The sequence below is a fragment of the Streptomyces sp. NPDC089915 genome, from assembly GCF_040684675.1.
Taxonomy (GTDB): domain Bacteria; phylum Actinomycetota; class Actinomycetes; order Streptomycetales; family Streptomycetaceae; genus Streptomyces.
In genome coordinates this window covers 1-24,914 of the sequence record NZ_JBFBGN010000027.1, presented here as the reverse complement: position 1 = coordinate 24,914, position 24,914 = coordinate 1, and the positions used below count along the sequence as shown (strand labels likewise).

Genomic DNA, 24,914 nt, shown 5'->3' with positions numbered 1-24,914 from the left:
CCGTCCCGCGGCCGCCCCCGGACCGCGCGCGAGCGCCCCCGGCCGTCCACTAGGCTCGTACGCATGGCCGACGCACCGTACAAGCTGATCCTCCTCCGCCACGGCGAGAGCGAATGGAACGCGAAGAACCTGTTCACCGGCTGGGTGGACGTCAACCTCAACGAGAAGGGCGAGAAGGAGGCGGTCCGCGGCGGTGAGCTGCTCAAGGACGCCGGCCTGCTCCCCGACGTCGTGCACACCTCCCTCCAGAAGCGCGCCATCCGCACCGCGCAGCTGGCCCTGGAGTCCGCCGACCGCCACTGGATCCCCGTCCACCGCTCCTGGCGCCTGAACGAGCGCCACTACGGCGCCCTCCAGGGCAAGGACAAGGCCCAGACCCTCGCCGAGTTCGGCGAGGAGCAGTTCATGCTGTGGCGCCGCTCGTACGACACCCCGCCGCCGGCCCTCGAGGACGGCACCGAGTTCTCCCAGTCCGAGGACCCGCGCTACGCCTCCATCCCGCCGGAGCTGCGCCCGCGCACCGAGTGCCTCAAGGACGTCGTCGTCCGCATGCTCCCGTACTGGTACGACGCGATCGTCCCGGACCTCATCGACGGCCGCACCGTCCTGGTCGCCGCGCACGGCAACTCCCTGCGCGCCCTGGTCAAGCACCTCGACGGCATCTCCGACGCCGACATCGCGGGCCTGAACATCCCGACCGGCATCCCGCTCTCCTACGAGCTCGACGCCGACTTCAAGCCCCTCAACCCGGGCGGCACCTACCTCGACCCGGAGGCCGCCGCGGCCGCCATCGAGGCCGTGAAGAACCAGGGCAAGAAGTAAGCCCCGAAGACGCGGCAAGATCGCTGATCATGCCCCCCGCCTGCGCGTACGGCGCCGGCGGGGGGCATTTTCGCTATCGCCGGGGGCCGGTCGTCCCTAGGATCCCTGCCATGGCAACACGACTCGTGCAGATCAACATGAAGGCCGTCGACGACTCCGCGCTCGGCCGGTTCTGGGCCGCGGCGCTCGGCTGGGGGATCGACAGCGAAGGGCCCGGGGTCACCAACCTCGAACCCCTCGGGTTCAGCTACCCCGACCCGGCGGCCGTCTGCGTCGACCTCATCGCCCGCCCTGAGCCCAAGACGGGCAAGAACCGGGTGCACCTCGACCTCGCCACCACCTCGGCCGCCCACCAGGCGGAGCTGGTCGCACGCCTGAAGGACCTCGGCGCCACCCTCGCCGACGTGGGCCAGGGCGACGTCCCCTGGACGGTCATGGCCGACCCCGAGGGCAACGAGTTCTGCGTACTGGAGCCCCGCCCGGTCTACGGCGACACCGGGCCGGTCGCCGCGGTGGTGGTCGACTGCGCCGACCCGCGCGAGATGGCCCGCTTCTGGAGCGCGGCGACGGACTGGACGCTGCACGCGGTCACCGACGAGCAGGCGACCCTGCGCTCCTCCCACGGCGTCGGCCCCTACCTGGAGTTCCTGCGCAACCCCGACCCCAAGACCGGATGGAACCGCGTCCACCTCGACGTCGCCCCCTACTCCGGCGCGGACCCGCGGGCGGAGGCGGACCGGCTGCGCGCCCTGGGGGCCACCGACCCCGCCGGCATGGACCCGTCGGCCATCTCCTGGACGGTCCTGGCCGACCCGGAGAACAACGAGTTCTGCCTCCTGAGCCCCCGCTGACCCCGCCGCCGCAGGCTCACCCCGCTCACGCGTGAGGGCCCCGTCCGACGGATCGGACGGGGCCCTGCGGGCTGCGCGGGCGGCGGTGGCCGTCAGCCCCCGCACTGGCAGGGGGCGCCGGACTGGCAGCCGCAGCCGCAGCCGGAGCCGCAGCCGCAGGCCGCGAGCAGGGGCAGGCGCAGGGGCTCCGGACGGGGCGGCTGCTCCTGCTCCGGGGTGATGGGGACGGGGGAATCGGGCATGGATCCTCCTCGCAGGCGGCGTACGGGACGTCGTGGTGCCTTCGCCTCATTCATGCCCAGCCACAGCGGCGCGTCAACGGCGCACTGGGGCGCGGAAGCCGCCGCTCAGACGCCCTCGATCTGCGTCGGCTGCTGGAGCTCGTCCGCGTGCTCACCCGTCACCAGGTACACCACGCGCTTGGCCACCGACACCGCGTGGTCGGCGAACCGCTCGTAGTAGCGGCCCAGCAGGGTCACGTCCACGGCCGTCTCGATGCCGTGCTTCCAGCGGTCGTCCATCAGGTGCTGGAAGAGGGTGCGGTGCAGCTGGTCCATCTCGTCGTCGTCCTGCTCCAGCTGGAGGGCCAGGTCGACGTCCTTCGTGATGATGACCTCGGCCGCCTTCGCCATCAGGCGCTGCGCCAGCTGCCCCATCTCCAGGATCGTGGCGTGCAGGTCGCGCGGCACCGCGCGGTCCGGGAACCGCAGCCGGGCCAGCTTCGCCACGTGCTGCGCCAGGTCGCCGGAGCGCTCCAGGTCGGCGCTCATGCGCAGCGAGGTGACGACGATGCGCAGGTCGGTGGCGACCGGCTGCTGGCGGGCCAGCAGGGCGATGGCGCGGGCCTCCAGGTCGTGCTGGAGGTCGTCGACCTTCTGGTCTGCGGCGATGACGCTCTCGGCGAGCTTCAGGTCGGCGTCCAGCATGGAGGTCGTGGCCCGCCCGATCGCGGAACCGACGAGCCGGGCCATCTCGACCAGGCTCTCTCCGATCGAGTCCAGTTCCTCGTGGTACGCGTCGCGCATGTGTCCTTCTCCTGCCTGCTTGCCTACTACTCGCTGCTGCTACTTGCTACTGCCGTGTGGTCCGTCGTGCCCCACGTTGACACGTTCGGCCGCCAACGCGTCCGACTCCGGCATCACAAATGAATCAACACCGTCGCCAGGGTGAACTCTGGGCGACGAGTGTTCGAGCTGCCACCCGAACGGCTGTGGAAGTGTCGCCGGGGCTGCTTAACCTGGACACATGGACGTGAACGCGGCGGTCGCCGCAGCTGCTGCGATCGCCGGTCTCTGCACCGGTGTGATCGCGATGCTGGCGTTCCGCTGGAGCGAGCGCGACCAAGCCCGCCCCACGAGGAGCTCCATGCGCCCCGACATCAACGCGGTGCTCCCGCCCGGCGTGGACACGGTGCTCTCCGTACTCCGCTCCTCCGCCGTCGTCCTCGACGAGGGCGACGCGGTGGTCAAGGCCAGCTCGGCGGCTTACGCCCTGGGCCTGGTCCGCGGCGGGAAGCTCGCCGTGGAGCCCATGCTCCACATGGCCCGTGACACCCGCCGGGACGGTGAGATACGCCAGATCGAACTCGACCTGCCCCGGCGCGGGACCGGCCGCGGCGAGGCCCTCGCGGTCTCCGCCCGCGTCGCCCCGCTGGGTTCCCGGCTCGTACTCCTGCTGGTCGAGGACCTCACCGAGGCCCGCCGCATCGAGGCGGTGCGCCGCGACTTCGTCGCGAACGTGTCGCACGAGCTGAAGACCCCGGTCGGCGCGATCTCCCTGCTCTCCGAGGCGGTGATGGACGCCTCGGACGACCCCGAGGCGGTCACCCGCTTCGCGGGCCGCATGCAGATCGAGGCCACCCGCCTGATCAACCTCGTACAGGAGCTCATCGACCTCTCCCGGGTGCAGAACGACGAGGCACTGGAGGACGCCGAGCCGGTACGGGTGGACACGCTGGTGGCGGAGGCCATCGACCGCTGCCGGCACACGGCCACCTCCAAGCAGATCACCATGGCCGCCGGCGGCACCGCCGAACTGCGGGTATGGGGACACCGGGGGCAGCTGGCCGCGGCGCTCGGCAACCTGGTCGAGAACGCCGTCAACTACAGCCCGGCCCGCACCAGGGTCGGGATCGCCGCCCGGCGGGTGACCGCCCCGGGCGGGGACCTGATCGAGATAGCCGTGACCGACCAGGGCATCGGCATCCCCGAGAAGGACCGCGAGCGCGTCTTCGAGCGCTTCTACCGCGTCGACCCGGCCCGCTCCCGCGCCACCGGCGGAACCGGACTGGGCCTCTCCATCGTGAAGCACGTGGCGGCCTCGCACGGCGGGGAGGTGTCGGTGTGGAGCTCCGAGGGCCAGGGCTCCACGTTCACCCTGCGGCTCCCCGAGGCGGCGGTGCCCGCCGCGGACACCGGCGGGGCGGCTCCGGCCACGGCCCCCGAACCCGCCCGGCCCCTGCTTGACCCAGAACCAGTCGTCCCCTCCCCGGAGGTCCTTCCGTGACCCGAGTGCTCGTCGTCGAGGATGAGGAATCCTTCAGCGACGCCCTGTCCTACATGCTCCGCAAGGAAGGCTTCGAGGTCGCGATCGCCGCGACGGGGCCCGACGGGCTCGACGAGTTCGAGCGCAACGGCGCCGACCTCGTCCTCCTGGACCTGATGCTGCCCGGCCTGCCGGGCACCGAGGTCTGCCGGCAGCTGCGAGGCCGCTCCAACGTCCCCGTGATCATGGTGACGGCCAAGGACAGCGAGATCGACAAGGTCGTCGGGCTGGAGATAGGGGCCGACGACTACGTGACGAAGCCCTTCTCCTCCCGCGAGCTGGTCGCCCGCATCCGCGCGGTCCTGCGCCGCCGCGGGGAGCCGGAGGAGGTCACCCCGGCGGCGCTGGAGGCCGGCCCCGTCCGCATGGACGTGGACCGGCACGTGGTCACCGTCGGCGGGGCCAAGGTGGACCTCCCGCTCAAGGAGTTCGACCTGCTGGAGATGCTGCTGCGCAACGCGGGCCGCGTGCTGACCCGCATGCAGCTGATCGACCGGGTATGGGGCGCGGACTACGTCGGCGACACCAAGACCCTCGACGTCCACGTCAAGCGCCTGCGCGCCAAGATCGAGCCGGACCCGGGCGCCCCGCGCTACCTGGTCACGGTCCGCGGCCTCGGCTACAAGTTCGAGCCGTAAGCCCTGCCGGGCGGGAAACGGGAAGGGGCCCCGGCCGCGATGCGGCGGGGGCCCCTTCCTCATGCCCGGCGGCGGACTCGCGCCGCCCGGCGTCAGTGGCCGGCGCTGTGCGACGGCGAGGCCGCGGGGGAGCCCGACGGGCTGCCGGAGGCGGAGCCCGAGGGGGCGGGGGAGCCGGAGGGGCTGCCGGACGGGGAGGCGGAGCCCGAGCCCGAGGGGGCGGGGGTGGCGCCGGCGGCCGGGGCCTCGGTGGGGCCGTAGCCCGCGTACATGCCGTTGGCCGGGACGACGTAGGCGTCCAGCTTCACGTCACCGGCGGTGCTGAGCTGGAAGGTCATCTCCTGCACGTTGCCGTTCTGGACGGCCTCGCGGCCACCCTCGACGACGGCGGAGGCGTTGCCCTTGCCGCCGAGCACCACGGAGCCGCCGGCGGGCACGGTGACCTTGCCGGAGCCCTCGGCGCCCTTGAGGGTCACCTTGGACTTGCCACCCGCCAGGGTGATCGCGTCCAGGGTCTGGTCCTTGGTGCCGGAGTTGAAGAGGGTCGCCGAGACGGAGGCCGGGCCCTTCTTCTCCTTGTCGCCCTTGGTGATCACCAGGGCGTTCTGGACCTTGATGTCGCCCTTGGTGACGGCGGCGTTGTCCGGCTTGATCTGGAGAGTCTGCGCGTCGTTGCCCGCGCCGCACGCGGCAAGCGAGGCGAGCGAGAACACTACGGCGGAAGCGGCGAGGGCGCCGCGTCGAAGGCTGCGGCTCACGGCGGCGGCAACTCCTAGGACGTACGGACGGGACGGTGGGCTCTCGGAGCGGCCGAGGTAAAGCCGCCCTAAGGGTGTGTCAGCGGGCTTAGGTTACCGAGCCGCCACCCCGCCCCCGCACCCGACCCTCCGCAGTGCGCGCACGGCGCCGCACGGGTGCGCGATCTTGCATTCCGCTATCCCCCGGGAGGGTCCTCCGGTGATCGAATTCAGGCATTCCCTCGAACACCGGTCCGTGATCAATTCCCGATTGGGCCGGATCCCGCTCCGTACGGGTGGCCGCCAGTCGAACGGAGTACTTCGGTTTCCTGTCCTGGAACCCGGCAAAACGGGACGTACGTCACACTGGTGGCCGCGTCCGCCAGGTGTAACGTGGTCGTTTCGCCCGGTCCGCACAGCGCCTCCGACCTGCGAATACCCCCCTCCGGAAGCCTTTCGCAGCACGTTCGTGTCGTTGTTGTCAAGCCCCGAGATGTGCCCTGACCTGCGAAAACGCCATTCATAACAGTCAGTTCTCGTGTTACCCTGGATAGCCACGGAAGGGGTACCTGTCACATGACGTTCAAGGTTGGCGACACCGTGGTCTATCCCCATCACGGGGCCGCGCTGATCGAGGCCATCGAAACTCGCCAGATCAAAGGCGTGGACAAGACCTACTTGGTGCTCAAGGTCGCCCAGGGCGACCTGACGGTTCGTGTGCCTGCGGACAATGCGGAGTTCGTCGGTGTTCGCGACGTAGTCGGCCAGGACGGGCTGGACCGGGTCTTCGAGGTGCTCCGCGCACCGTACGCAGAAGAGCCCACGAACTGGTCTCGTCGCTACAAGGCAAATCTGGAGAAGCTCGCTTCGGGCGATGTCATCAAGGTCGCCGAAGTGGTGCGTGACCTGTGGCGTCGTGAGCGTGAGCGCGGGCTTTCCGCTGGTGAGAAGCGGATGCTCGCGAAGGCGCGTCAGATTCTGGTGAGCGAGCTCGCGCTCGCCGAGAACACGAACGAGGACAAGGCCGAGGCCCTCCTCGACGAGGTGCTCGCGTCCTGACGCGTACGCATCTCGATCAAGCGCTGTGATCACAGTGTGCCGCGGTGCCCGATGACTGGCCCTCTCCCTTACGAGAGGGCTGTTGCCGGGCGCTGCGGCATGTCTGCGTCCGCTTCCGCTTCCGCCTCTGCGTCCATGGACGTATCCACGGAATCCACCTGGCGTGCCGGGTCCGGGCAGCCGGCTCGACCGGTCGTCACGGAAGGGGCGAGGGCGTCGCACCCGGCACCCTTCAGGCCATACCCATGTCGGCCGAAGTCACAAACCTGGCTCGGAGCTACTGATGTCTGACGAATCGCGCCCCCACCGCACCGCCGCGGTGATCCCGGCCGCCGGCCGCGGGGTACGCCTCGGCCCCGGCGCCCCCAAGGCCCTGCGGGCCCTCGGCGGGACCCCGATGCTCGTCCACGCCGTCCGCGCCATGGCCCGCTCCCGCGCGGTGAGCCTCGTCGTGGTCGTCGCCCCGCCCGACGGCGCCGCCGAGGTGCGCCACCTCCTCGACGAGCACCCGCTGCCCGAACGCACCGACGTCCTCGTCGTCCCCGGCGGGGAGACCCGCCAGGAGTCCGTGCGCGCCGGCCTGGACGCCCTCCCGGCCGACGTCACCTCCGTCCTCGTCCACGACGCGGCCCGCCCCCTGGTCCCCGTCGAGACCGTGGACTCCGTCGTCGAGGCCGTCCGCGACGGCGCCCCCGCCGTCGTCCCCGCCCTGCCGCTGGCCGACACCGTCAAGGAGGTCGAGCCCGGCCGCCCCGGCGAGCCCGAGCCCGTCCTCGGCACCCCCGAGCGCGCCCGGCTGCGCGCCGTGCAGACCCCGCAGGGCTTCGACCTCAAGACCCTCCTCCACGCGCACGACACCATCGCCGTCAACGGCGAGGGCGCCACCGACGACGCCGGAATGGTGGAGCGCACCGGGGTCACCGTCGTGGTCGTCCCCGGCCACGAGGAGGCCTTCAAGGTCACCCGCCCCCTCGACCTGGTCCTCGCCGAGGCCGTACTCGCCCGCAGGAGGGCCACCGATGCCTACTAGCCCCGCAGGTTCCGAGCAGTCCGCCGGGACGCCCGCCGCCCCCCTGATCCCGCTCGTCGGCATCGGCACCGACGTCCACGCCTTCGAGACCGGGCGCGAGCTGTGGTGCGCCGGCCTGCTGTGGGAGGGGGAGGACGGCCTCGCCGGCCACTCCGACGGCGACGTCGCCGCCCACGCCGCCTGCGACGCCCTCTTCTCCGCCGCCGGCGTCGGAGACCTCGGCGCCCACTTCGGCACCTCCCGCCCCGAGTGGTCCGGCGCCGCGGGCGTCACCCTGCTGGCGGAGGCCGCCCGGATCGTCCGCGCCGAGGGCTTCGAGATCGGCAACATCGCGATCCAGGTGATCGGAGTCCGCCCGAAGATCGGCAAGCGGCGCGAGGAAGCACAGAAGGCGCTCTCGGCGGCGGCGGGCGCCCCCGTCTCCGTCTCCGGCACCACCACCGACGGACTCGGCCTCACCGGCCGCGCCGAAGGCCTCGCCGCCCTGGCCACCGCCCTCGTCTACCGGACGAACCGGGACTGAGCGCGGGATACCCCCCACGGGCCGGCCGGCACGGACGTCAGGCCGCCCACGGCGGATGTCACCTCTTCGGCAACAAAGCGTCCCCGCGACCTCAAACGGTCGCGGGGCACTGCCACAGGCGCACTACCCTGGATGCCGTGACTATTCGCCTGTACGACACCAGCGCCCGGCAGATCCGCGACTTCACCCCGCTCACGCCGGGCTGCGTCTCGATCTACCTCTGTGGTGCCACCGTGCAGGCGGCACCGCACATCGGGCACATCCGTTCCGGCCTCAACTTCGACATGATGCGCCGCTGGTTCGCCTACCGCGGCTACGACGTCACCTTCGTCCGCAACGTCACGGACATCGACGACAAGATCATCTCCAAGTCGGCCGAGCAGGGCCGCCCCTGGTGGTCCATCGGCTACGAGAACGAGCGCGCCTTCAACGACGGCTACACCGCCCTCGGCTGCCTGCCGCCCACCTACGAGCCCCGCGCCACCGGCCACGTCACCGAGATGGTCGAGATGATGCGCGGCCTCATCGAGCGCGGCCACGCCTACGAGGCCGACGGCAACGTCTACTTCGACGTGCGCTCGTTCCCCGGCTACCTGGAGCTGTCGAACCAGGAGCTCGACAACCTCCTCCAGCCCTCCGCCGAGGGCGAGACCGGCAAGCGCGACTCCCGCGACTTCGCCATGTGGAAGGCCGCCAAGCCCGGCGAGCCCTCCTGGGAGACCCCCTGGGGCCGCGGCCGCCCCGGCTGGCACCTCGAATGCTCCGCCATGGCGCACAAGTACCTCGGCTCCGCCTTCGACATCCACGGCGGCGGCCTCGACCTGATCTTCCCGCACCACGAGAACGAGATCGCCCAGGCCAAGGCCTTCGGCGACGAGTTCGCGAACTTCTGGGTGCACAACGCCTGGGTCACCATGTCCGGCGAGAAGATGTCCAAGTCGCTCGGCAACTCGGTGCTCGTCTCCGAGATGGTCAAGCAGTGGCGCCCGATCGTCCTGCGCTACTACCTCGGCACCCCGCACTACCGCTCGATGATCGAGTACAGCGAGGACGCGCTGCGCGAGGCCGAGTCCGCGTTCGCGCGCATCGAGGGCTTCTGCCAGCGCGTCATCGAGAAGGCGGGCGGGCCCGTCGAGGCCGCCGCCGAGGTGCCGCCGGCCTTCGCCGAGGCGATGGACGACGACCTGGGCGTGCCCGGGGCCCTCGCCATCGTCCACACCACCGTCCGCCAGGGCAACAGCGCGCTCGCCGCCGACGACAAGGACGCGGCCATCGCCCGTCTGGCCGAGGTGCGGGCCATGCTCGGCGTCCTCGGCCTGGACCCGCTCGACCCCCAGTGGGCCGGCGAGTCCGACCGCGGCGAGGAACTCCACGGCGCCGTCGACACCCTCGTACGCCTCGTCCTCGACCAGCGCGAGTCCGCCCGGGCCCGCAAGGACTGGGCGACCGCCGACGCCATCCGCGACCAGCTCCAGCAGTCCGGACTGGTCATCGAGGACAGCCCCACCGGCCCGCGCTGGACGCTCGCCCCGCGCTGATCCGGACCTGGTCCGAACCCGTCCGGACCCGGCCCACAGCCGGACCGGACCCGCTCGGACCAGCGTCGTTGTGCCGCCCGGCCCTCCGGGCGGCACACTCTTCATACGTACATATCGCAGCACGAACGAAAACAGGTAGAGGTCATGGCCGGGAACAGCCAGCGCAGGAACCGCCGCACGTCCAACAAGAAGGGCGCGACGGTCGGCAGCGGTGGCCAGCGGCGCAAGGGCCTGGAAGGCAAGGGCCCCACGCCCAAGGCGGAGGACCGCAAGAAGCACAAGGCGAACCGCATCGCCAACGCCATGGCCCGCCAGGCCGCCAAGCGCCGCCCGGCCCCCCGCCGCGGCGGCCCCAAGGGCACCAGCGAGATGGTCGTCGGCCGCAACCCCGTCTTCGAGGCCCTGCGCGACGGCGTCCCCGCCACCACCCTCTACGTGCAGCAGTTCATCGACAACGACGAGCGCGTCCGCGACGCCCTCAAGCTCGCCGGCGAGCGCGGCAACATCAACCTGATGGAAGCCCCGCGCCCCGAGCTCGACCGCATGACCAACGGGCTCAACCACCAGGGCCTCGTCCTCCAGGTCCCGCCGTACGAGTACGCGCACCCCGAGGACCTCACCGACGCCGCCTACGACAACGGCGAGGAACCCCTCATCGTCGCCCTCGACGGCGTCACCGACCCGCGCAACCTCGGCGCCATCGTCCGCTCCGTGTCCGCCTTCGGCGGCCACGGCGTGGTCATCCCCGAGCGCCGCGCCGCCGGCATGACCGCCGGCGCCTGGAAGACCTCCGCCGGCACCGCCGCCCGCACCCCGGTCTCCCGCGTCACCAACCTCACCCGCGCCCTCCAGGAGTACAAGAAGGCCGGCATCACCGTCGTCGGCCTCGCCGCGGAAGGCACCCACGAGGTCCAGGACCTCGAAGCCCTCGGCGGCCCCGTCGTCATCGTCGTCGGCTCCGAGGGCAAGGGCCTCGGCCGCCTCGTCGGCGAGAACTGCGACTACCTCGTCCGCATCCCGATGCCCGGCGGCGCCGAGTCCCTCAACGCCGGCGTCGCCGCCGGCGTCGTCCTCTACGAGGCCGCCCGCCGCCGCGCCACCCAGAGCCGCGTCTGAGCGTCGCCCACCGGGGTGAGCCCTTGATCCACTCGGCTCAGGGGAAGTGACCCGTGAGCGTGTCGCCCCGCCCTTTCCGGGCGGGGCGACTTGATCTTGACGGGTCTCGGACAGATCCCTGCTGTCAAGGCAGTGTCCTAAACACTGATCACTCGGTTAGATGAGTGTGGACACCAGAACGTCAGGGTTCGACGACCAGCCCGCGCTGAGCATGGTCAAGGTGCCGTGCGACCCCGCACAGGTCATCGTCAACCACGCCAGCTTCCGCGTGCGGCTCGCACCGAGCCCGAGCGCGCGTTCCAAGCCCGCGAACGCCCCCGGCCCCGGCCGCGCACCGGTCCTCGCCGCCGGAGCCATCGCGGCCGCCGGAGCCACCCGCCGCCGCGCCCCCGTCGTCTGGAGCGGCAAGACCGCCCCCGGCGACGACGCCGCGGCCACGGGCGGACTCCTCCAAGCCGTCCGCGAAGCCGGACGGGGCCACGACGACCACGACGGCGGCGCCACCCAGACCATCCCCCGGGTGGACCTCGCGCGCGACCTCACCGAGGACACCCTCGCCACCCCCACCGTCATCGGCCAGCGCAGCTACGCCGACGAGACCCGCCCGCTGGGCGCCGTCCCCGACCAGCCGCGCCACCCCCACGACACCCCGTACGGCCAGTCCTACGAGGACCAGCCCCCCTACGGCGGCCCCGGCACCGACACCCGGCGCCCCGCCGACAACCGCGCCCAGGCCTCCTACTACCCCGGCCGCCGGATGAACCTCGGCGTCGTCCTGCTCCCGCTGCGCGTCTTCCTCGGCTTCATCTCCATCTACGCCGGCATGGGCAAACTCTGCGACCCCGTCTACTTCGACGGCGGCGAACGCGGCTCCATGGTCACCTGGCTGCACACCCTGCACCCCTGGGCCCTCGCCGAACCCCTGCGCGACTTCGCCCTCGCCCACCCCGTAGGCGCCGGACTCACCGTCGCCTTCCTCCAGGTCCTCGTCGGCGTCCTCACCGTCTTCGGCCTCTGGCAGCGCTTCGCCGCCTCCATCGGCGCCCTGCTGTCCGCCGCCCTGCTGATGACCGTCAGCTGGAAGACCGTCCCCGCCTACGACGCCCCCGACATCATCTACCTCGCCGCCTGGAGCCCGCTGATCATCGCCGGCGCCCCCGTCTACTCCCTCGACGGACGCCTCGCCGGCGAAGCCTGGCGCACCCTCGGCCCCCGCTCCGAGATGTGGCGGCTGCGCCGCCGCGTCCTGCGCCGCGGCGCCGTCATGGCCACCGTCGTCTGCGGACTCACCCTCCTCATCGGCTCCCTCCTCGGCGGCGCCGTCCGCTCCAGCACCGTCGTCACCGTCCCCGGCCCCGGCCAGGCCCCCAGCAACTACCTCCCCGGCAGCCCGCTGCCCCAGGCCCCGGCCCACCAGCCGTCCGGCCCCGCCCGGCAGCAGCCCTCCAAGCAGGCCTCGCCCTCCGCCTCCGCCTCCCCCTCCACCCCCGCCGCCAAGTCCGGCCGCACCGGCAGCGGAGCCCCCAGCCAGAGCACCGGCACCGGCTCCGGCGCCCCCAGCGCCACCAAGGGCAGCGGCGGCGGCCAGAGCCCCCGCGGCACCGCCCCCAGGCAGTCCAGCCCCCAGCAGCCCCCGGCCAGCTCCTCCGGCAGCCGCACCGGCGGCGGGGACGGCACCACCGCCAAGAAGCCCGGCCTCGTCGGCGGCCTCCTCGGCTGACCGACACCCGACCGGCACCCGGCACGACCCGAGCGCACGAAACGAGCGCACGAAACGAGCGCACGAAACGAGCGCACGAAACGAGAGCACGACACGAGAGCACGACCCGAGGGCCCGGCACGCACCCGCGCGCCGGGCCCTCGGCCGTACCCGCCCGCGCGGGCCCCCGCGCCCTCAGACGGCGCTGTGAGCCGCCAACTCCCGTGCGGCCTCCGCCAGGTCCTTCGCCGTGTCGATCGCCCGCCAGTAGGCCCCCTGCGGCAGCGGAAACCCCGCCAGCCGCCGCTCCCGCGCCAGTCGCGGGAACGTCGTCCGCTCGTGGTCCCCCAAGTCCGGCAGCAACGCCGCGAATTCAGGCGCGAACACGTACACCCCGGCGTTGATCAGATAAGGCGACGGCGGCGCCTCGACGAAGTCCAGCACCTGCCCCAGCCCGTTCGTCTCCACCGCCCCCCACGGGATCCGCGGCCGCGCCAGCGCCAGCGTCGCCGTCGCCCCCCGCTCCGCGTGGAACGCCGCCATCTCCCGCAACGGGAACCGCGTCCACACGTCCCCGTTCGTCGCGTACCAGGCCAGCCCCGGATACGGCAGGCGCCGCGCCGCGTACTTCAGCCCGCCCCCGCGCCCGAGCGGCTCCTCCTCGACCACCGTCGTCACCCGCAACGGCAGCTCAGCCCCCGCCAGCCACTCCTGCAGCACCTCCGCGAGATGCCCGCAGGACACCACGGCGTCGGTGACCCCCTCCGCCGCCAGCCACGCCAACTGGTGCCCGATGATCGGCAGTCCGGTACCGGGGATCTCCACCATCGGCTTCGGCCGGTCGTCCGTATACGGCCGCAGCCGCGAACCCTGGCCCCCCGCCAGGACGACGGCCTGGACGGGCGGGGCCGGGAACGCGGCCGCGCGGTCGACGGGTGGTGCGGATGCGGTCGGGGAGGGGGAGTCGGTCATGGCCGCCAGCGTAGGGACGGCCACCGCCCCCGCGGGGGCGGCGCGTCGGGCGCTCAGCCCATCGAGGCGACCCCGGACGCGTACGAGGTGTCGCACACCGGGCGGGAGAACGACTGGGCCTTCGTGGGCCCGTAGGCCTCGACGGCGGCCCGGCCGAGCGCGCGGGCGATGCCCATGCAGTGCTCGGCGAGCGACGGCCGCCCGTTCACCTGCTCCTGCAGGTGCCCGAGGACGACACCCGGGTTCTCCCCCTGCTGCAGCTCGCTCAGCAGCTTGTCGCGCAGCACGTCCTGCGCGGCGCGCGGCTTCGCGGGCACGGAGACGTCCTCGGCGGAGGCGGTCAGGATCTGGGAGGGCGAGTTGTCCGCCCAGGGGACCATGGTGACCGCGAGGGTCCCGGACAGGACCAGGACGACGGGCAGGACCAGGGCGAGGGAACGGCCGATTCGGCGGGCAGTGTGGGTCACGAGGGCGAGAGTAGCGCTCGGTGAGGATTTGGCGACATTTAGTCACCCGGTCGGGGGATGGTTCGACGTGGCTTTTCGATTTACGGGTTGACGCGTGCGGCCGAATGGCCCGGTCTGCCGGGGTTCGTGGGGAGCCCCGCCCGCAACTGCCGCGGGAGGGGCGCCCCTTGACGGAGCACCCCTCCCGCGGACCGGTCTGCGGATCAGCCGGAGAGCCGTGCCCCGGTCGACGTCGAGAACACGTGCATCTCATCGGCGCGCGGCACCACGTGCAGCGAGGAGCCCTTTTCGGGCACCTGGCGGCCGCCCACGCGCACCACGATGTCCTGGCCGTCCCGGCTGCCGTAGACGTAGCCGTCGGCGCCCAGTTCCTCGACCACGTTCACGGTGATCGTCAGACCGCCGCTCTCGCCGATGTCGAAGTGCTCGGGGCGCACGCCCACGGTGACGGTCTTGTCGCCCGCGTCGGCGGCCGCCGACAGCGCCTCGCGCGACACCGGCACCACGCTGTCCCCGAACTTCACACCGCCGTCGGTGATCGGGGCCTCGACCAGGTTCATGGCGGGCGAGCCGATGAACCCGGCGACGAAGAGGTTCGCCGGCCGGTCGTACATGTTGCGCGGGGTGTCCACCTGCTGGAGCAGGCCGTCCTTGAGCACCGCCACGCGGTCGCCCATGGTCATGGCCTCGACCTGGTCGTGGGTGACGTACACGGTGGTGATGCCGAGGTCGCGCTGGAGCGCGGCGATCTGCGTACGGGTGGACACGCGGAGCTTGGCGTCGAGGTTCGACAGCGGCTCGTCCATGAGGAACACCTGCGGCTTGCGCACGATGGCCCGGCCCATGGCGACGCGCTGGCGCTGGCCGCCGGAGAGCGCCTTGGGCTTGCGGTCGAGGTACTGGGTGAGGTCCAGCATCTTCGCCGCCTCCTCCACCTTGCGGCGGATGGTGGCCTTGTCCTCGCCGGCGATCTTGAGCGCGAAGCCCATGTTGTCGGCGACGGTCATGTGCGGGTACAGCGCGTAGTTCTGGAACACCATCGCGATGTCCCGGTCCTTGGGCGGCAGGTGCGTGACGTCGCGGTCCCCGATGCGGATGGCACCGCCGTTGACGTCCTCCAGGCCGGCGAGCATGCGCAGCGAGGTGGACTTGCCGCAGCCGGAGGGCCCGACGAGGACGAGGAACTCGCCGTCCTCGATCTCCAGCTCCAGCTGGTCGACGGCGGGCTTGTCGCCGCCGGGGTAGAGGCGGGTCGCCTTGTCGAAGGTGACGGAAGCCATGGTGATGCATCCCTTCTACCGGCAGGAACGTGCCGGACGATCCGAGTGGAAGGTCTAGTCCAATATTCAGGACTCGGGCCGACGCTACCCGGTGTGAGGGCTTCTGTCAGCAATCTGACGGGGCGGATGCCAGAGCACCCGCTTTTTGACCTGGGTTCCTGCTTCGGCACCCGCTGCCGACCCGACGAGACCCTGGGGGTCGCGCCTGGGCGGTCCTACGCAGGCTCCACAGGCATGGCGGCCGACGGCCCGTCGGTCCGTACTGCACTCACTTCGCTATGCCGCCGGTACGAGTTCCAGTAGCTCCGAAGCCTTGATCACACTCGGCGGCACGCGTCCGGGCGGCATCGCCATGGCCACTGCCCAGTACAGCCGCATCCCCTCGTCCCGGAGGTTCACCGCCGCGTTCTCGTCCCGGTCGTGGGTGGCACCGCACTCCACGCAGGTCCACTTGCGGACCGACACGTCGAGCTTCGGCCCCTTGGTGTGGCAAGCGGAGCAGCGCCGGGTGGACGGGAAGAACCGGTCCACGACCACCAGGGTCCGGCCGTACCAGGCGCACTTGTAGCGCAGCTGGCGCAGCAGCTCGCCCCAGGCGGCGTCGGTGATGGAACGGTTCAGGGCCGCCTTGCGGCGCCTGTTCTTGCCCGTGCCCGCACGCAGGAGGTTGACGATCGGCAGGTCTTCCACCACGAGCACTTGGTTCTCGCGCACGAGGCGGGTCGTGAACTGGTCCAGCTGATCACGGCGGACGTCACCGATCGAGGCGTACACGCGGGCGATCCGCTCCCGTACCTTCCCCCGGTTTTTCGACCCCTTCGTCTTTCGGTGCAGGTCGCGCTGGAGGGACGCGAGCCGCTTCTCGTACTTCGCCAGGAGGCGGGGGTGTGGGAGCTTCTCCCCGTCGTCCATGGTCACCAGCGTCGCGAGTCCGAGGTCGAGGCCCACGGCCTTGGGCTCGCGGCCGCCCGGGAGGAACACCTCGGGGAGCGGGGCCATCACTTCCTCCACCAGGACGGAGAGGAAGAAGCGGCCGGCCCGGTCGTGGGTGACGTTGAGCTTCACCGGTAGATGCCCGGGCGGAAGCGCGCGCGACCAACGCACGTCGAGTGGCTTCGTCTGCTTGGCGAGGGTGACCGAGGCAGTACCGGGACGCTCCGGGTCCTCGACCCACCGGAAGCCGGTGCGGACGTAGGTGGCCGAGTCCTTGGAGCGGTGTCTGGACTTCTTCTTCGGATACTTCGCCGAACCCCTGAAGAACCGGGAGAAGGCGGAGTCCAGGTGCCGCAGCGACTGCTGGAGGACCGTGGACGAGGTCTCCTTCAGCCATGCCGTCTTCCGTACGCGCTTCCAACCGGTCAGCGCTCGGCAGGTCTCCGCGAAGCCCAGCGAGACCCGGTGCTCCTCCCATGCCTTCACCCGGAGGGCCAGGCCCTCGTTGTAGACCCAGCGGCAGGCGCCAAAGGTCTGGGTGAGCTGGGCCGCCTGCTCGGTGGTCGGGTAGAAGCGGAAGCGGTAGACGCGCTGCTGTGTTCCCGGCTCCCTGACCAGCCCTTTCAGGGGTGCGATCGTTCTTCCCCGGTGTTTGGTCCGGTCGTTCACCCCGAGGAGTTCGCGCTTGATGCGCCGGGCTTCCTCTCCCGTTATTCGGTTCGCCATCGTCCCTCCCACGAGCTGATCTCCGGAACGGCACACCAGTACGTTCAACGAACGCTTGCATGGGGAGTTACGGGGCCCGGTCTATGTGATGGCTCGGGGATTCTGGGGCTGTGTAGAGTGATGGCGGCTCCACGCGCGATGTTCTTGCGGGTGGTTCCTGTGCCGCCTTAGCTCAGTTGGCAGAGCGGGATACTTGTAATATTCAGGTCGTCGGTTCGATTCCGACAGGCGGCTCCGTCCCAGGTCAGATGGCATCTGATCGAGGGAATTCGTACACAGGCGGAAGGCCCCGGGTGATCACCCGGGGCCTTTCGCGTGCCCTCAGGAGCGGCCTGAGATGCGGTTGGCCAGGTGGGCCAGGGGGGTTGTCGTCGGGGTGTGGGTGCTCGACTCCCGGCGGTCCGCCTCGCGGTAGGCGGCGTAGAGGGCGTGGACGCCCAGCCAGCGGAAGGGTTCCGGTTCCCAGCGGCGGACGCGGTGGTGGACCCAGGGGAGGGCGGTCAGGGGGGTGGATTCGCCCAGGACCAGGTCGCGCAGGGTGCGGGCGGCGAGGTTGGCGGTGGCCACGCCCGAGCCGACGTAGCCGCCGGCCCAGCCGAGGCCCGTGGTGGCGTCGAGGGTGACCGTGGCGCACCAGTCGCGGGGGACGCCGAGTACGCCCGACCAGGCGTGGGTGATCTCGGTGCCGGTGAGGATCGGGAAGAAGGTGGTGAGGAGGGTGGTGAGGGAGGCGATGGTGGCCGGCTGGGTGCGGCCGTCGTTGTCCGTGCGGGAGCCGAAGCGGTACGGGACGCCGCGGCCGCCGATCGCGATGCGGTCGTCTGCGGTGCGCTGGGCGTACATGTAGGCGTGGGCCATGTCGCCGAGGAGCGGGGCGTCCGCCCAGTTGAGGGATTTCCACACGGAGGGCGGGAGGGGGGCCGTGACGATCATCGAGGAGTTCATCGGGAGCCAGGTGCGCTTCTGGCCCTTGAGGGAGGCGGTGAAGCCCTCGGTGCAGCGCAGGACGTACGGGGCGCGGACGGTGCCGTAGGGGGTGACGGCGCGGCGCGGGGCGATCTCGGTGACGGGGGTGGACTCGTGGATGACGACGCCGAGGCGTTCGCAGGCGGCGGCGAGGCCGCGGAGGAGTTTGAGGGGGTGGACGCGGGCGCCGTGGGGGGTCCAGCTGGAGCCGACGGCGTCGGCGACGTCGATGCGGTCGCGGGTGCCGGCGGCGTCGTGGAGCTCGCGGTCGGTCTCGCCGAAGGAGAGTTCGGCGGTGTGGAAGGCCTTGAGGCGGGTGAGCTGGGCGGGGGTGCGGGCGATTTCGAGGACGCCGCCGCGGTGGATGTCGGCGTCGATGCCTTCGGCGGCGGCGGTGTCGATGACCTCGGTGACGGTGTCGTTCATGGCGTGCTGGAGGCGCCGGGCGGCTTCGTGGCCGTGGAGTGCGGCGTAGCGGTCGCGGCCGGCGATGCCGTTGTAGAGCCAGCCGCCGTTGCGGCCGGAGGCGCCGTAGCCGCAGAACTTCTGTTCGAGGACGGTGACGCGCAGGTCGGGGGCGGTGCGCTTGAGGTAGTAGGCGGTCCACAGGCCGGTGTAGCCGCCTCCGACGATGGCCACGTCGGCGGTGGCGTCGGTGGTGAGGGGGGCGCGGGGTGGCTGGTGGGGGGTGCCTTCGACGTGCGGGCCGGTGGTCGCGTACCAGAAGGAGATACCGCCGTTGATCGTCATGGGGGAGTTGGTACAGGGGGTGCGGGAGGGGTGTCCAGGTGCGGGGTGTCGTGTGTGGGGGGCGGGTTGGGTGCGGGGTGTCTGATGCGGGGCGGGGTGGTCGGGGTTCCAGGGCGCCCTTGCCGGTGGTGGGGCCGATTGTCGGTGCGGGGGGTCACGATGGGTGCATGGTGCGCAGTGGTGGCAGTGGCGGGCAGTCGGTGAAGGCGGCGCGGCGGGCGGAGGTGGTCCTGCCGGAGCTGGTGGCGTGGGAGGGCGGTGGTCTGGAGCCGGACGGGGATTACGACGGGCTGGAGTTCGCGGATCTCGACCTGTCGGGGCAGGAGGGCGTCGGGGCGCGGTTCATGGACTGTGCGCTGCGCCGGTGCGGGCTGGACGGGGCGGGGCTGGCGAAGGCGCGGATCCTGGATTCGGTGCTGGAGGGGGTCCGCGGGGTGGGTGTGGACCTGTCCGGGGCGTCGCTGAGGGACGTGGAGCTGACGGAGGCGCGGCTCGGCGGGGTGCAGTTGCACGGGGCGGTGCTGGAGCGGGTGGTGGTGCGCGGGGGGAAGATCGACTACTTGAACCTGCGGCAGGCGCGGTTGCGGGACGTGGTCTTCGAGGGGTGCGTGCTGGTGGAGCCGGACTTCGGGGGTGCGGTGCTGGAGCGGGTGGAGTTCCGGGACTGTGTGCTGCGGGGTGCGGATGTGACGGGGGCGCGGTTGAAGGACGTGGATCTGCGGGGTGCGGTGGAGCTGGGGGTGGCGCGGGGGCTGGAGTCCTTGGCGGGGGCGGTGATCAGCCCGTCGCAGCTGTTCGACCTGGCCCCGGCGCTGGCGGCGCAGCTGGGGGTGCGGGTGGTGGGGTAGCGGGCGCGGTCGGCCGGGCGGGGCCGGCGGGGGGTGTCAGGTGAGGTCGGTTCGGGGGTCGATCGACCAGTGGTTGGCCCGGAAGACCTGTCCGGCGAACGGGACGTCGGTCTCGCCGACGAGGCGGAAGCCGACGGAGCGGCAGATGCCGTTGGAGGCGGCGTTGGCGGTCGAGGGGTAGGCGTGGACGATTCCCCAGCGGTCGGTGTCCCGGGCCTGTTCCAGGAGGGCGCGGACGGCGCGTTTGCCGAGGCCCTGGCGCTGGTGGTCGGGCAGGACCATCCAGCCGATCTCGGAGAGGGGTCCGTCGTCGGTGTCGTGGGCCCAGAGGTTGACCGTGCCCGCCACGATCCAGGGGGTGGCGGGGTCGGGGACGATCATCTTGATCCAGGCGGTGTCGGCGGCCGCCTTCTCGGTGTCGCGCCGGATCAGGGCCGGCATCTCGGCGGCGGGCCGGGGGCCGCCGAGGTCGGCCATCATGACCGGGTCGCACCGCATGCGGACGTAGGCGTCGAGGTCGTCGGGCGTGACGTCGCGCAGCTGCATGGGCTCCTCTTGCCGGTCGTGCCCGGGCGGCCGGGTCAGGCGGGGACGCGGGGGAAGCGGGACTGGAGGGTCCAGATGACGGGGTTGTCGCCGAGGCCCTCGTGCATGTCGACGAGGTCGGCGATCAGGTCGTGCAGGAAGTCGCGGGCCTCGCGGCGCAGCAGGCGGTGGCTGAAGGTCAGCGGGTCCTCCTCCGGCGGCATCCAGTCGGCCTCGACGTCGACCCAGCCGAAGCGGCGTTCGAAGAGCATCCGGTCGCTGGACTCGGTGAAGTCGAGTTCGGCGTACTGGCTGTGGGAGGAGCGGCTGCCGCGGGGGTCCCGGTCGAGCTGTTCGACGATGTCGCACAGGGCCCAGGCGAAGTCGAGTACGGGCACCCATCCCCAGGCTGTGGACACCTCGGTGTCCTTTTCGGTGTCCGCGAGGTAGACGTCGCCGCAGAAGAGGTCGTGGCGCAGGGCGTGGACGTCCGCCGAGCGGTAGTCGGTCTGCGGGGGGTCGGGGAAGCGGCGGGAGAGGGAATAGCCGATGTCGAGCACGTAGCCGATGGTGTCACGGCTCGGGGCGCGGCGGGGGGTCGGGGCGGGGAGGGGGACGGGTCAGGAGGGGAGCAGGCGCTGTTCCTTGGCCACGGCCACGGCGCCCGCGCGGGTGTCGACGCCGAGCTTGTCGTAGATGCGGCCCAGGTGGGTCTTGACGGTGGCCTCGCTGATGAACAGGGCGCGGGCGATGTCGCGGTTGCCGAGGCCGCGGGCGAGCTGGCCGAGGATGTCGAGTTCGCGGTCGGTGAGGGTGGGGCGGGTGCCCCGCATGTGGGCCATCACGCGGCTGGCGACCGGGGCGGAGAGGGTGGTGCGGCCGGCGGCGGCCGAGTGGATGGCGGCGAAGAGCTCTTCGGGGCGTTCGGCCTTGAGGAGGTAGCCGGTCGCGCCGGCGCCGATGGCCCGGGTGATGTCCGCGTCCGTGTCGTACGTGGTCAGGACGAGGACGTGCGGGGGGCGGGGGAGGGCGGTGATGCGGCGGGTGGCCTCCACGCCGTCGATGCCCTCGCCGAGCTGGAGGTCCATGAGGACCACGTCGGGGTGGAGTTTGGCGGCCAGTGCGACGGCCTCTTCGCCGCTGCCGGCCTCTCCGAGGACCTCGATGTCGGGTTCGCTGCCGAGGAGGGCCAGCAGTCCGGCGCGGACGACGACGTGGTCGTCGCAGAGGAGGATCGTCGTCATCCTGTGGGCTCCAGGGGGATCGAGGCGGACAGGACGGTGCCTTCGCCCGGGGTGGATTCGATCGTGAGGGTTCCGCCGAGCTGGCGCACGCGGGCGCGCATCGCCGGGAGGCCGTGGCCGCGGTCGGCGGGGGCGGGGGTGGCGGGGTCGGTGGCGGTGAAGCCGGTGCCGTCGTCGGCGATGTCGAGGACGACCTGGTCGCCGAGGAAGCTGAGGGTGAGGGCGGCGGTGCGGGCGCCGGAGTGTTCGCGGATGTTGGCGAGGGCGCCCTGGGCGATGCGCAGCAGGGCGGATTCGGCGCGGTCGGGGAGGACGGCGGGGACGCCTTCGAGGTGGAAGCGGACCTCGATGTCGGGGCCGGCGTCCAGGGCGCGCAGGGCGTCGGCGAGGCCGGCGCCGTTCTCCAGCTCGGGCGGGGCCAGGTCGTGGACCAGGCGGCGGGCCTCGGCGAGGCCGCGGGCGGCGATGCCGTTGGCGGTGCGGACGTGGGCGCGGGCGGTGGCGGGGTCGGTGTCCCAGGTGCGGTCGGCGGCCTGGAGCAGCATCTGCTGGCTGGAGAGGTGCTGGGCGAGGGTGTCGTGGATCTCCATGGACAGGCGCTGGCGTTCGGCGAGGGTGCCTTCGCGGCGTTCGGTGGCGGCGAGCTCGCGGCGGGTGCGGATCAGGTCGTCGATCAGGGCGCGCTGCGCTTGGGCCTGGCGTTCCATGTGGATGAAGACGGCGGTGGCGAGGGCGGCGATGGCGGGCGGGGCGAGGAGGAGGTTGGGGTCGAAGGCGGTGGAGAGCTTGAGCTGGGCGGCGACGACGAAGACGGTGAGGACGGCGACGAGGGCGACGGCGGCGCGTGGGGGGAGGGTGCGCAGGGCGGTGAAGAACAGGGGGACGGCGCACCAGGCGAAGCTGGGCGCGAGGACGACGAGGACGACCCAGGTGGCGACGACGAGGCCGAGCCAGAGCCGGCGGCGGTGGGTGGGGGCGGGGGAGGGGCCGGTGCCGCCGACGGCGGGGCCGAGGACGTAGAGCAGGGCCAGGGTGACGCTGAGGGCGATGACCCAGGGGGTGCGGGGTTCGCCGGGGTGGCGCAGGAGGAAGCGGGCCACGGAGGCGCCGAGCAGGAGGAAGAACGCCGTGTGCATGACGGTGGCCAGGGCGCGGGTGTCGGGTTTCCGCGGGGGGTGGCTCACGGCGGGGCTCCTGGGGGGTGGTGGCTGTTCCATTGTGACGCCGCTGCCGCTGCCCTGGCCGGGCGGTTACGGGGCGGCTGCGGGTCGGCTGCGCCGGCGGGGTGGGGGGCCGCCCGGCCGCATCCAGCCTCGCCGGGGGCACCTCCCGACGGTGGCCGGGGGAGATCGAGGCGCGGGGGGCTGGGGGCGGAGCCCCCGGGACACGGTCCGCAGACGGGCGGAGTGGTGCGGGGACCGGTCCCGCAGCCCCAGGAAACCGGGCGGCCGGCCCCGCCGCATCGGCCGATCGGATGACCCCCGCGTCAACCGGTGCGGTCGCCGGGGCGAGCCGGTACGGGGACGGGGTGGGGCGGGGTCGGCGGTGATGGTTGGAGGGAGCCAGTCGAGACCACCAGGAGCAGAGATGAACACCCGTACCCGCGTCCTCACCGGTACCGCCGTCGCCGTCGTCCTCGGCGCCGGGACCTTCGGGGCCGTCAGCGCGAGCGCCGCCCCTGCGAAGAAGGACGAGGTCAAGAGCAACAACTTCACCACCTCGACCCACCTGACCGTCGACGCCGCCACCCGCGCCGCCCAGGCCGCGCTGAACGCCGCGGAGAAGGAGAACCAGAAGGTCACGGTCGCCGTCGTGGACCGCAACGGCAACACGATCGTCACCCTGCGCGGTGACGGCGCCGGCCCGCAGTCCTACGAGTCCGCCGAGCGCAAGGCCTACACCGCCGTGTCCTGGAACGCCCCGACCTCGGTGCTGGCCGGCCGTCTCGCGCAGGCCCCGAACCTGAAGGACATCCCCGGCACCCTCTTCCTCGCCGGCGGCGCCCCCGTCCAGGCGGGCGGTGCGCCCGTCGCCGCCGTCGGTGTGGCCGGCGCGCCGAGCGGTGACCTGGACGAGAAGTTCGCCAAGGCCGGTGTCGAGGCCCTGGGCAAGTAGCCCCGCTTAGGATCGGGCGTGTGGAACACCGCACGCTCATCCGTCTCGCCGCCCCCGCCCTCGTCCTCCTGCTCGCCCTCACCACGGGGTGTACGGGGGCGACGGTGCAGGGGCGGCCCGGTGCTTCGGGGCTGCGGGATCCCTATTTCCCCCGGGCGGGCAACGGCGGGTACGACGTCGAGCACTACGCGCTGGACCTGGCGTACGACCCGGCCGACGGGGAGCTGCACGGGACGGCGGTGATCACCGCGAAGGCCGTGCAGGGGCTGAGTTCGTTCAACCTCGATTTCAGCGGGCTGAAGGTCGAGGGCGTGGAGGTGCAGGGTGCGGGTGCGCGGTTCAACCGCACCGGCAACGAGCTGACCGTGCGTCCGGCCGAGGACCTGCGCAAGGGCGAGGTGTTCCGTACGCGGGTGGACTACAGCGGGCGGCCGAAGGCCCTGGTCGATCCGGACGGGTCCAAGGAGGGCTGGATCACCGCCGAGGGCGGTGACGCGGTCGCCGTGGGCGAGCCGGTGGGGTCGATGGGCTGGTTCCCGGGCAACCACCATCCCAGTGACAAGGCGACGTACGACGTCACGGTGACCGTTCCCCGCGGCTACGAGGCCGTGTCCAACGGGGAGTTGCGCTCCCGGCGGGACGTGGGGGACGGGCGGACCGAGTTCGCGTGGCACAGCGCGGAGCCGATGGCGAGCTACCTGGCGACCGTCGCCGTGGGGAAGTTCAAGGTGACCACGGGGAAGACCCCTTCGGGGGTGTCCGTGTACCAGGCGGTGGCGCCCGGGGAGGAAGAGGCGAGCCGTGCCGTGCTGGCGCGGGTGCCGGAGATGGTGGAGTGGGGGAGCGCGAGGTTCGGGCCGTATCCGTTCGGGACGGTGGGTTCGATCGTGATGCCGGCGCGGACCCTGGGGTACGCGCTGGAGACGCAGACCAAGCCGGTGTACTCGGGTGCGCCGGACGAGGAGCTGGTGCTGCACGAGCTGGCGCACCAGTGGTTCGGGGATTCGGTGTCGCCGAAGTCCTGGAAGGACATGTGGCTGAACGAGGGGTTCGCCACGTACGCGGAGTGGCTGTGGGCGGAGTCCCACGGGGGCGTGTCCGCGCAGCGGCGGTTCGAGGCGTTCCTGGCGGGTGACACGTCGGTCGACGACCACGCGGACGTCGACTGGGCTGCCTTCCCGCCGGCCTCGCCGCCCGATGCGGCGCACATCTCCGACGACCCCGTCTACTACCGGGGTGCGATGGTGCTGCACCGGATCCGGCAGGAGGTGGGGGACGCGAGGTTCTTCGACCTGCTGCGGGGCTGGGCGGCCGACCACCGGTACGGGAACGCGAGCACGGCGGACTTCACCGCGTACGCGGAGCGGCGGACGGGCGTGGGTCTGAAGAAGGTGTGGGACGTGTGGCTCTACGGGGAGGACCGCCCGAAGGGCTAGGGCCTGTCGTCAAACTCCCGTCTGCCCCGCGGCGCCTGGTGCGGGCTTTCGCCCGGCACGCCGAGAGCACGCACCAGACGCCGCGGGGCCGCCCT

At 72.0% G+C, this 24,914-nt stretch carries 25 protein-coding genes and 1 tRNA gene; 14 read left to right on the top strand and 12 right to left on the bottom strand.

Annotation, left to right across the window (positions count from 1 at the left end; genetic code table 11):
• Window positions 1-63 precede the first annotated feature (63 nt).
• Together AB0O29_RS11525 and AB0O29_RS11520 are read left to right on the top strand one after the other, a co-directional pair.
• Complete coding sequence (locus tag AB0O29_RS11525) at window positions 64-822, top strand: phosphoglyceromutase (protein ID WP_365149720.1); 759 nt, start codon at window positions 64-66, stop codon at window positions 820-822.
• A gap of 110 nt (window positions 823-932) precedes the next feature.
• Window positions 933-1,673, top strand: coding sequence for a VOC family protein (locus AB0O29_RS11520; RefSeq protein ID WP_365149717.1), 741 nt, complete (start codon window positions 933-935; stop codon window positions 1,671-1,673).
• A 92-nt stretch (window positions 1,674-1,765) separates the two neighbouring features.
• Here the strand turns inward: AB0O29_RS11520 and AB0O29_RS11515 are convergent, their stop codons facing one another.
• Window positions 1,766-1,915, bottom strand: a complete 150-nt coding sequence (locus tag AB0O29_RS11515) for a hypothetical protein (RefSeq protein ID WP_167344738.1) — start codon at window positions 1,913-1,915, stop codon at window positions 1,766-1,768.
• Between the two features lie 105 nt (window positions 1,916-2,020).
• The gene (gene phoU / locus AB0O29_RS11510) at window positions 2,021-2,698 is read right to left on the bottom strand and encodes a phosphate signaling complex protein PhoU (protein ID WP_365149713.1); all 678 of its coding nucleotides are present in this window, start codon (window positions 2,696-2,698) and stop codon (window positions 2,021-2,023) included.
• Window positions 2,699-2,918: 220 nt separating this feature from the next.
• Between phoU and AB0O29_RS11505 the strand changes: the two genes are divergently transcribed.
• On the top strand, window positions 2,919-4,178 hold the full coding sequence (locus AB0O29_RS11505; protein WP_365149710.1) for an ATP-binding protein: 1,260 nt from the start codon (window positions 2,919-2,921) through the stop codon (window positions 4,176-4,178).
• Window positions 4,175-4,855 (top strand): response regulator transcription factor, encoded by a 681-nt coding sequence (locus AB0O29_RS11500; protein WP_042813788.1) that lies wholly within the window; start codon window positions 4,175-4,177, stop codon window positions 4,853-4,855. The genes AB0O29_RS11505 and AB0O29_RS11500 overlap by 4 nt, the downstream gene beginning before the upstream one ends.
• Before the next feature lie 92 nt (window positions 4,856-4,947).
• Here AB0O29_RS11500 and AB0O29_RS11495 read toward each other — a convergent pair whose 3' ends face one another.
• Window positions 4,948-5,613 carry a DUF461 domain-containing protein gene (locus AB0O29_RS11495; protein WP_365149707.1) on the bottom strand — a complete coding sequence of 222 codons (666 nt, stop codon included), beginning with the start codon at window positions 5,611-5,613 and terminating at the stop codon, window positions 4,948-4,950.
• Window positions 5,614-6,168: 555 nt separating this feature from the next.
• Here AB0O29_RS11495 and AB0O29_RS11490 point away from each other — a divergent pair.
• The 6 genes from AB0O29_RS11490 (at window position 6,169) to AB0O29_RS11465 (ending at window position 12,578) form a co-directional block, all read left to right on the top strand.
• Window positions 6,169-6,651 carry a CarD family transcriptional regulator gene (locus AB0O29_RS11490; protein WP_003953493.1) on the top strand — a complete coding sequence of 161 codons (483 nt, stop codon included), beginning with the start codon at window positions 6,169-6,171 and terminating at the stop codon, window positions 6,649-6,651.
• Between the two features lie 283 nt (window positions 6,652-6,934).
• Window positions 6,935-7,681: a 2-C-methyl-D-erythritol 4-phosphate cytidylyltransferase gene (gene ispD / locus AB0O29_RS11485; protein WP_365149704.1), complete on the top strand. Its 747-nt coding sequence runs from the start codon at window positions 6,935-6,937 to the stop codon at window positions 7,679-7,681.
• Window positions 7,671-8,204, top strand: coding sequence for a 2-C-methyl-D-erythritol 2,4-cyclodiphosphate synthase (ispF, locus tag AB0O29_RS11480; protein WP_365149701.1), 534 nt, complete (start codon window positions 7,671-7,673; stop codon window positions 8,202-8,204). Before ispD ends, ispF begins: the two co-directional genes overlap by 11 nt.
• A gap of 137 nt (window positions 8,205-8,341) precedes the next feature.
• Window positions 8,342-9,742: a cysteine--tRNA ligase gene (gene cysS, locus AB0O29_RS11475; RefSeq protein WP_365149698.1), complete on the top strand. Its 1,401-nt coding sequence runs from the start codon at window positions 8,342-8,344 to the stop codon at window positions 9,740-9,742.
• A gap of 144 nt (window positions 9,743-9,886) precedes the next feature.
• Window positions 9,887-10,858, top strand: coding sequence for a 23S rRNA (guanosine(2251)-2'-O)-methyltransferase RlmB (gene rlmB, locus AB0O29_RS11470; RefSeq protein WP_365149695.1), 972 nt, complete (start codon window positions 9,887-9,889; stop codon window positions 10,856-10,858).
• 160 nt (window positions 10,859-11,018) lie between these two features.
• Entirely contained in the window at window positions 11,019-12,578 is a 1,560-nt protein-coding gene (locus AB0O29_RS11465; RefSeq protein WP_365149692.1) for a DoxX family protein, read from the top strand.
• A 174-nt stretch (window positions 12,579-12,752) separates the two neighbouring features.
• Here AB0O29_RS11465 and AB0O29_RS11460 read toward each other — a convergent pair whose 3' ends face one another.
• From AB0O29_RS11460 to AB0O29_RS11445, 4 genes are all read right to left on the bottom strand, one after another.
• Window positions 12,753-13,529 carry a nucleotidyltransferase family protein gene (locus AB0O29_RS11460; protein WP_365149689.1) on the bottom strand — a complete coding sequence of 259 codons (777 nt, stop codon included), beginning with the start codon at window positions 13,527-13,529 and terminating at the stop codon, window positions 12,753-12,755.
• 53 nt (window positions 13,530-13,582) lie between these two features.
• Entirely contained in the window at window positions 13,583-13,996 is a 414-nt protein-coding gene (locus tag AB0O29_RS11455) for a hypothetical protein (RefSeq protein WP_365149686.1), read from the bottom strand.
• Window positions 13,997-14,199: 203 nt separating this feature from the next.
• Window positions 14,200-15,276, bottom strand: a complete 1,077-nt coding sequence (gene ugpC / locus AB0O29_RS11450; RefSeq protein ID WP_365149683.1) for a sn-glycerol-3-phosphate ABC transporter ATP-binding protein UgpC — start codon at window positions 15,274-15,276, stop codon at window positions 14,200-14,202.
• 276 nt (window positions 15,277-15,552) lie between these two features.
• Window positions 15,553-16,935, bottom strand: a complete 1,383-nt coding sequence (locus tag AB0O29_RS11445) for an RNA-guided endonuclease TnpB family protein (RefSeq protein WP_365149680.1) — start codon at window positions 16,933-16,935, stop codon at window positions 15,553-15,555.
• Between the two features lie 161 nt (window positions 16,936-17,096).
• On the opposite strand from AB0O29_RS11445, the gene AB0O29_RS11440 reads away from it, so the two are divergent.
• Window positions 17,097-17,169 (top strand) — tRNA-Thr (locus tag AB0O29_RS11440).
• 87 nt (window positions 17,170-17,256) lie between these two features.
• On the opposite strand, the gene AB0O29_RS11435 is transcribed toward AB0O29_RS11440, so the two are convergent.
• Entirely contained in the window at window positions 17,257-18,651 is a 1,395-nt protein-coding gene (locus AB0O29_RS11435; RefSeq protein WP_365149677.1) for an FAD-binding oxidoreductase, read from the bottom strand.
• Window positions 18,652-18,818: 167 nt separating this feature from the next.
• Here AB0O29_RS11435 and AB0O29_RS11430 point away from each other — a divergent pair, with 167 nt between their 5' ends.
• A complete protein-coding gene (locus AB0O29_RS11430; RefSeq protein WP_365149674.1) occupies window positions 18,819-19,499 on the top strand; it encodes a pentapeptide repeat-containing protein in 681 nt (226 codons plus the stop codon).
• Between the two features lie 36 nt (window positions 19,500-19,535).
• Here AB0O29_RS11430 and AB0O29_RS11425 read toward each other — a convergent pair whose 3' ends face one another.
• From AB0O29_RS11425 to AB0O29_RS11410, 4 genes are read right to left on the bottom strand one after another with little or no spacing between them, the layout of a single operon-like run.
• On the bottom strand, window positions 19,536-20,045 hold the full coding sequence (locus AB0O29_RS11425) for a GNAT family N-acetyltransferase (RefSeq protein WP_365149671.1): 510 nt from the start codon (window positions 20,043-20,045) through the stop codon (window positions 19,536-19,538).
• Window positions 20,046-20,080: 35 nt separating this feature from the next.
• Window positions 20,081-20,584: a hypothetical protein gene (locus tag AB0O29_RS11420; protein WP_365149668.1), complete on the bottom strand. Its 504-nt coding sequence runs from the start codon at window positions 20,582-20,584 to the stop codon at window positions 20,081-20,083.
• Between the two features lie 60 nt (window positions 20,585-20,644).
• Window positions 20,645-21,268, bottom strand: a complete 624-nt coding sequence (locus tag AB0O29_RS11415; RefSeq protein ID WP_365149665.1) for a response regulator transcription factor — start codon at window positions 21,266-21,268, stop codon at window positions 20,645-20,647.
• Window positions 21,265-22,404 carry a sensor histidine kinase gene (locus AB0O29_RS11410; protein ID WP_365149825.1) on the bottom strand — a complete coding sequence of 380 codons (1,140 nt, stop codon included), beginning with the start codon at window positions 22,402-22,404 and terminating at the stop codon, window positions 21,265-21,267. Before AB0O29_RS11410 ends, AB0O29_RS11415 begins: the two co-directional genes overlap by 4 nt.
• Before the next feature lie 451 nt (window positions 22,405-22,855).
• Here AB0O29_RS11410 and AB0O29_RS11405 point away from each other — a divergent pair, with 451 nt between their 5' ends.
• Window positions 22,856-23,383 (top strand): heme-binding protein, encoded by a 528-nt coding sequence (locus AB0O29_RS11405; protein WP_365149662.1) that lies wholly within the window; start codon window positions 22,856-22,858, stop codon window positions 23,381-23,383.
• A 20-nt stretch (window positions 23,384-23,403) separates the two neighbouring features.
• On the top strand, window positions 23,404-24,819 hold the full coding sequence (locus AB0O29_RS11400; protein WP_365149659.1) for a M1 family metallopeptidase: 1,416 nt from the start codon (window positions 23,404-23,406) through the stop codon (window positions 24,817-24,819).
• The last annotated feature ends 95 nt before the right edge of the window (window positions 24,820-24,914 follow it).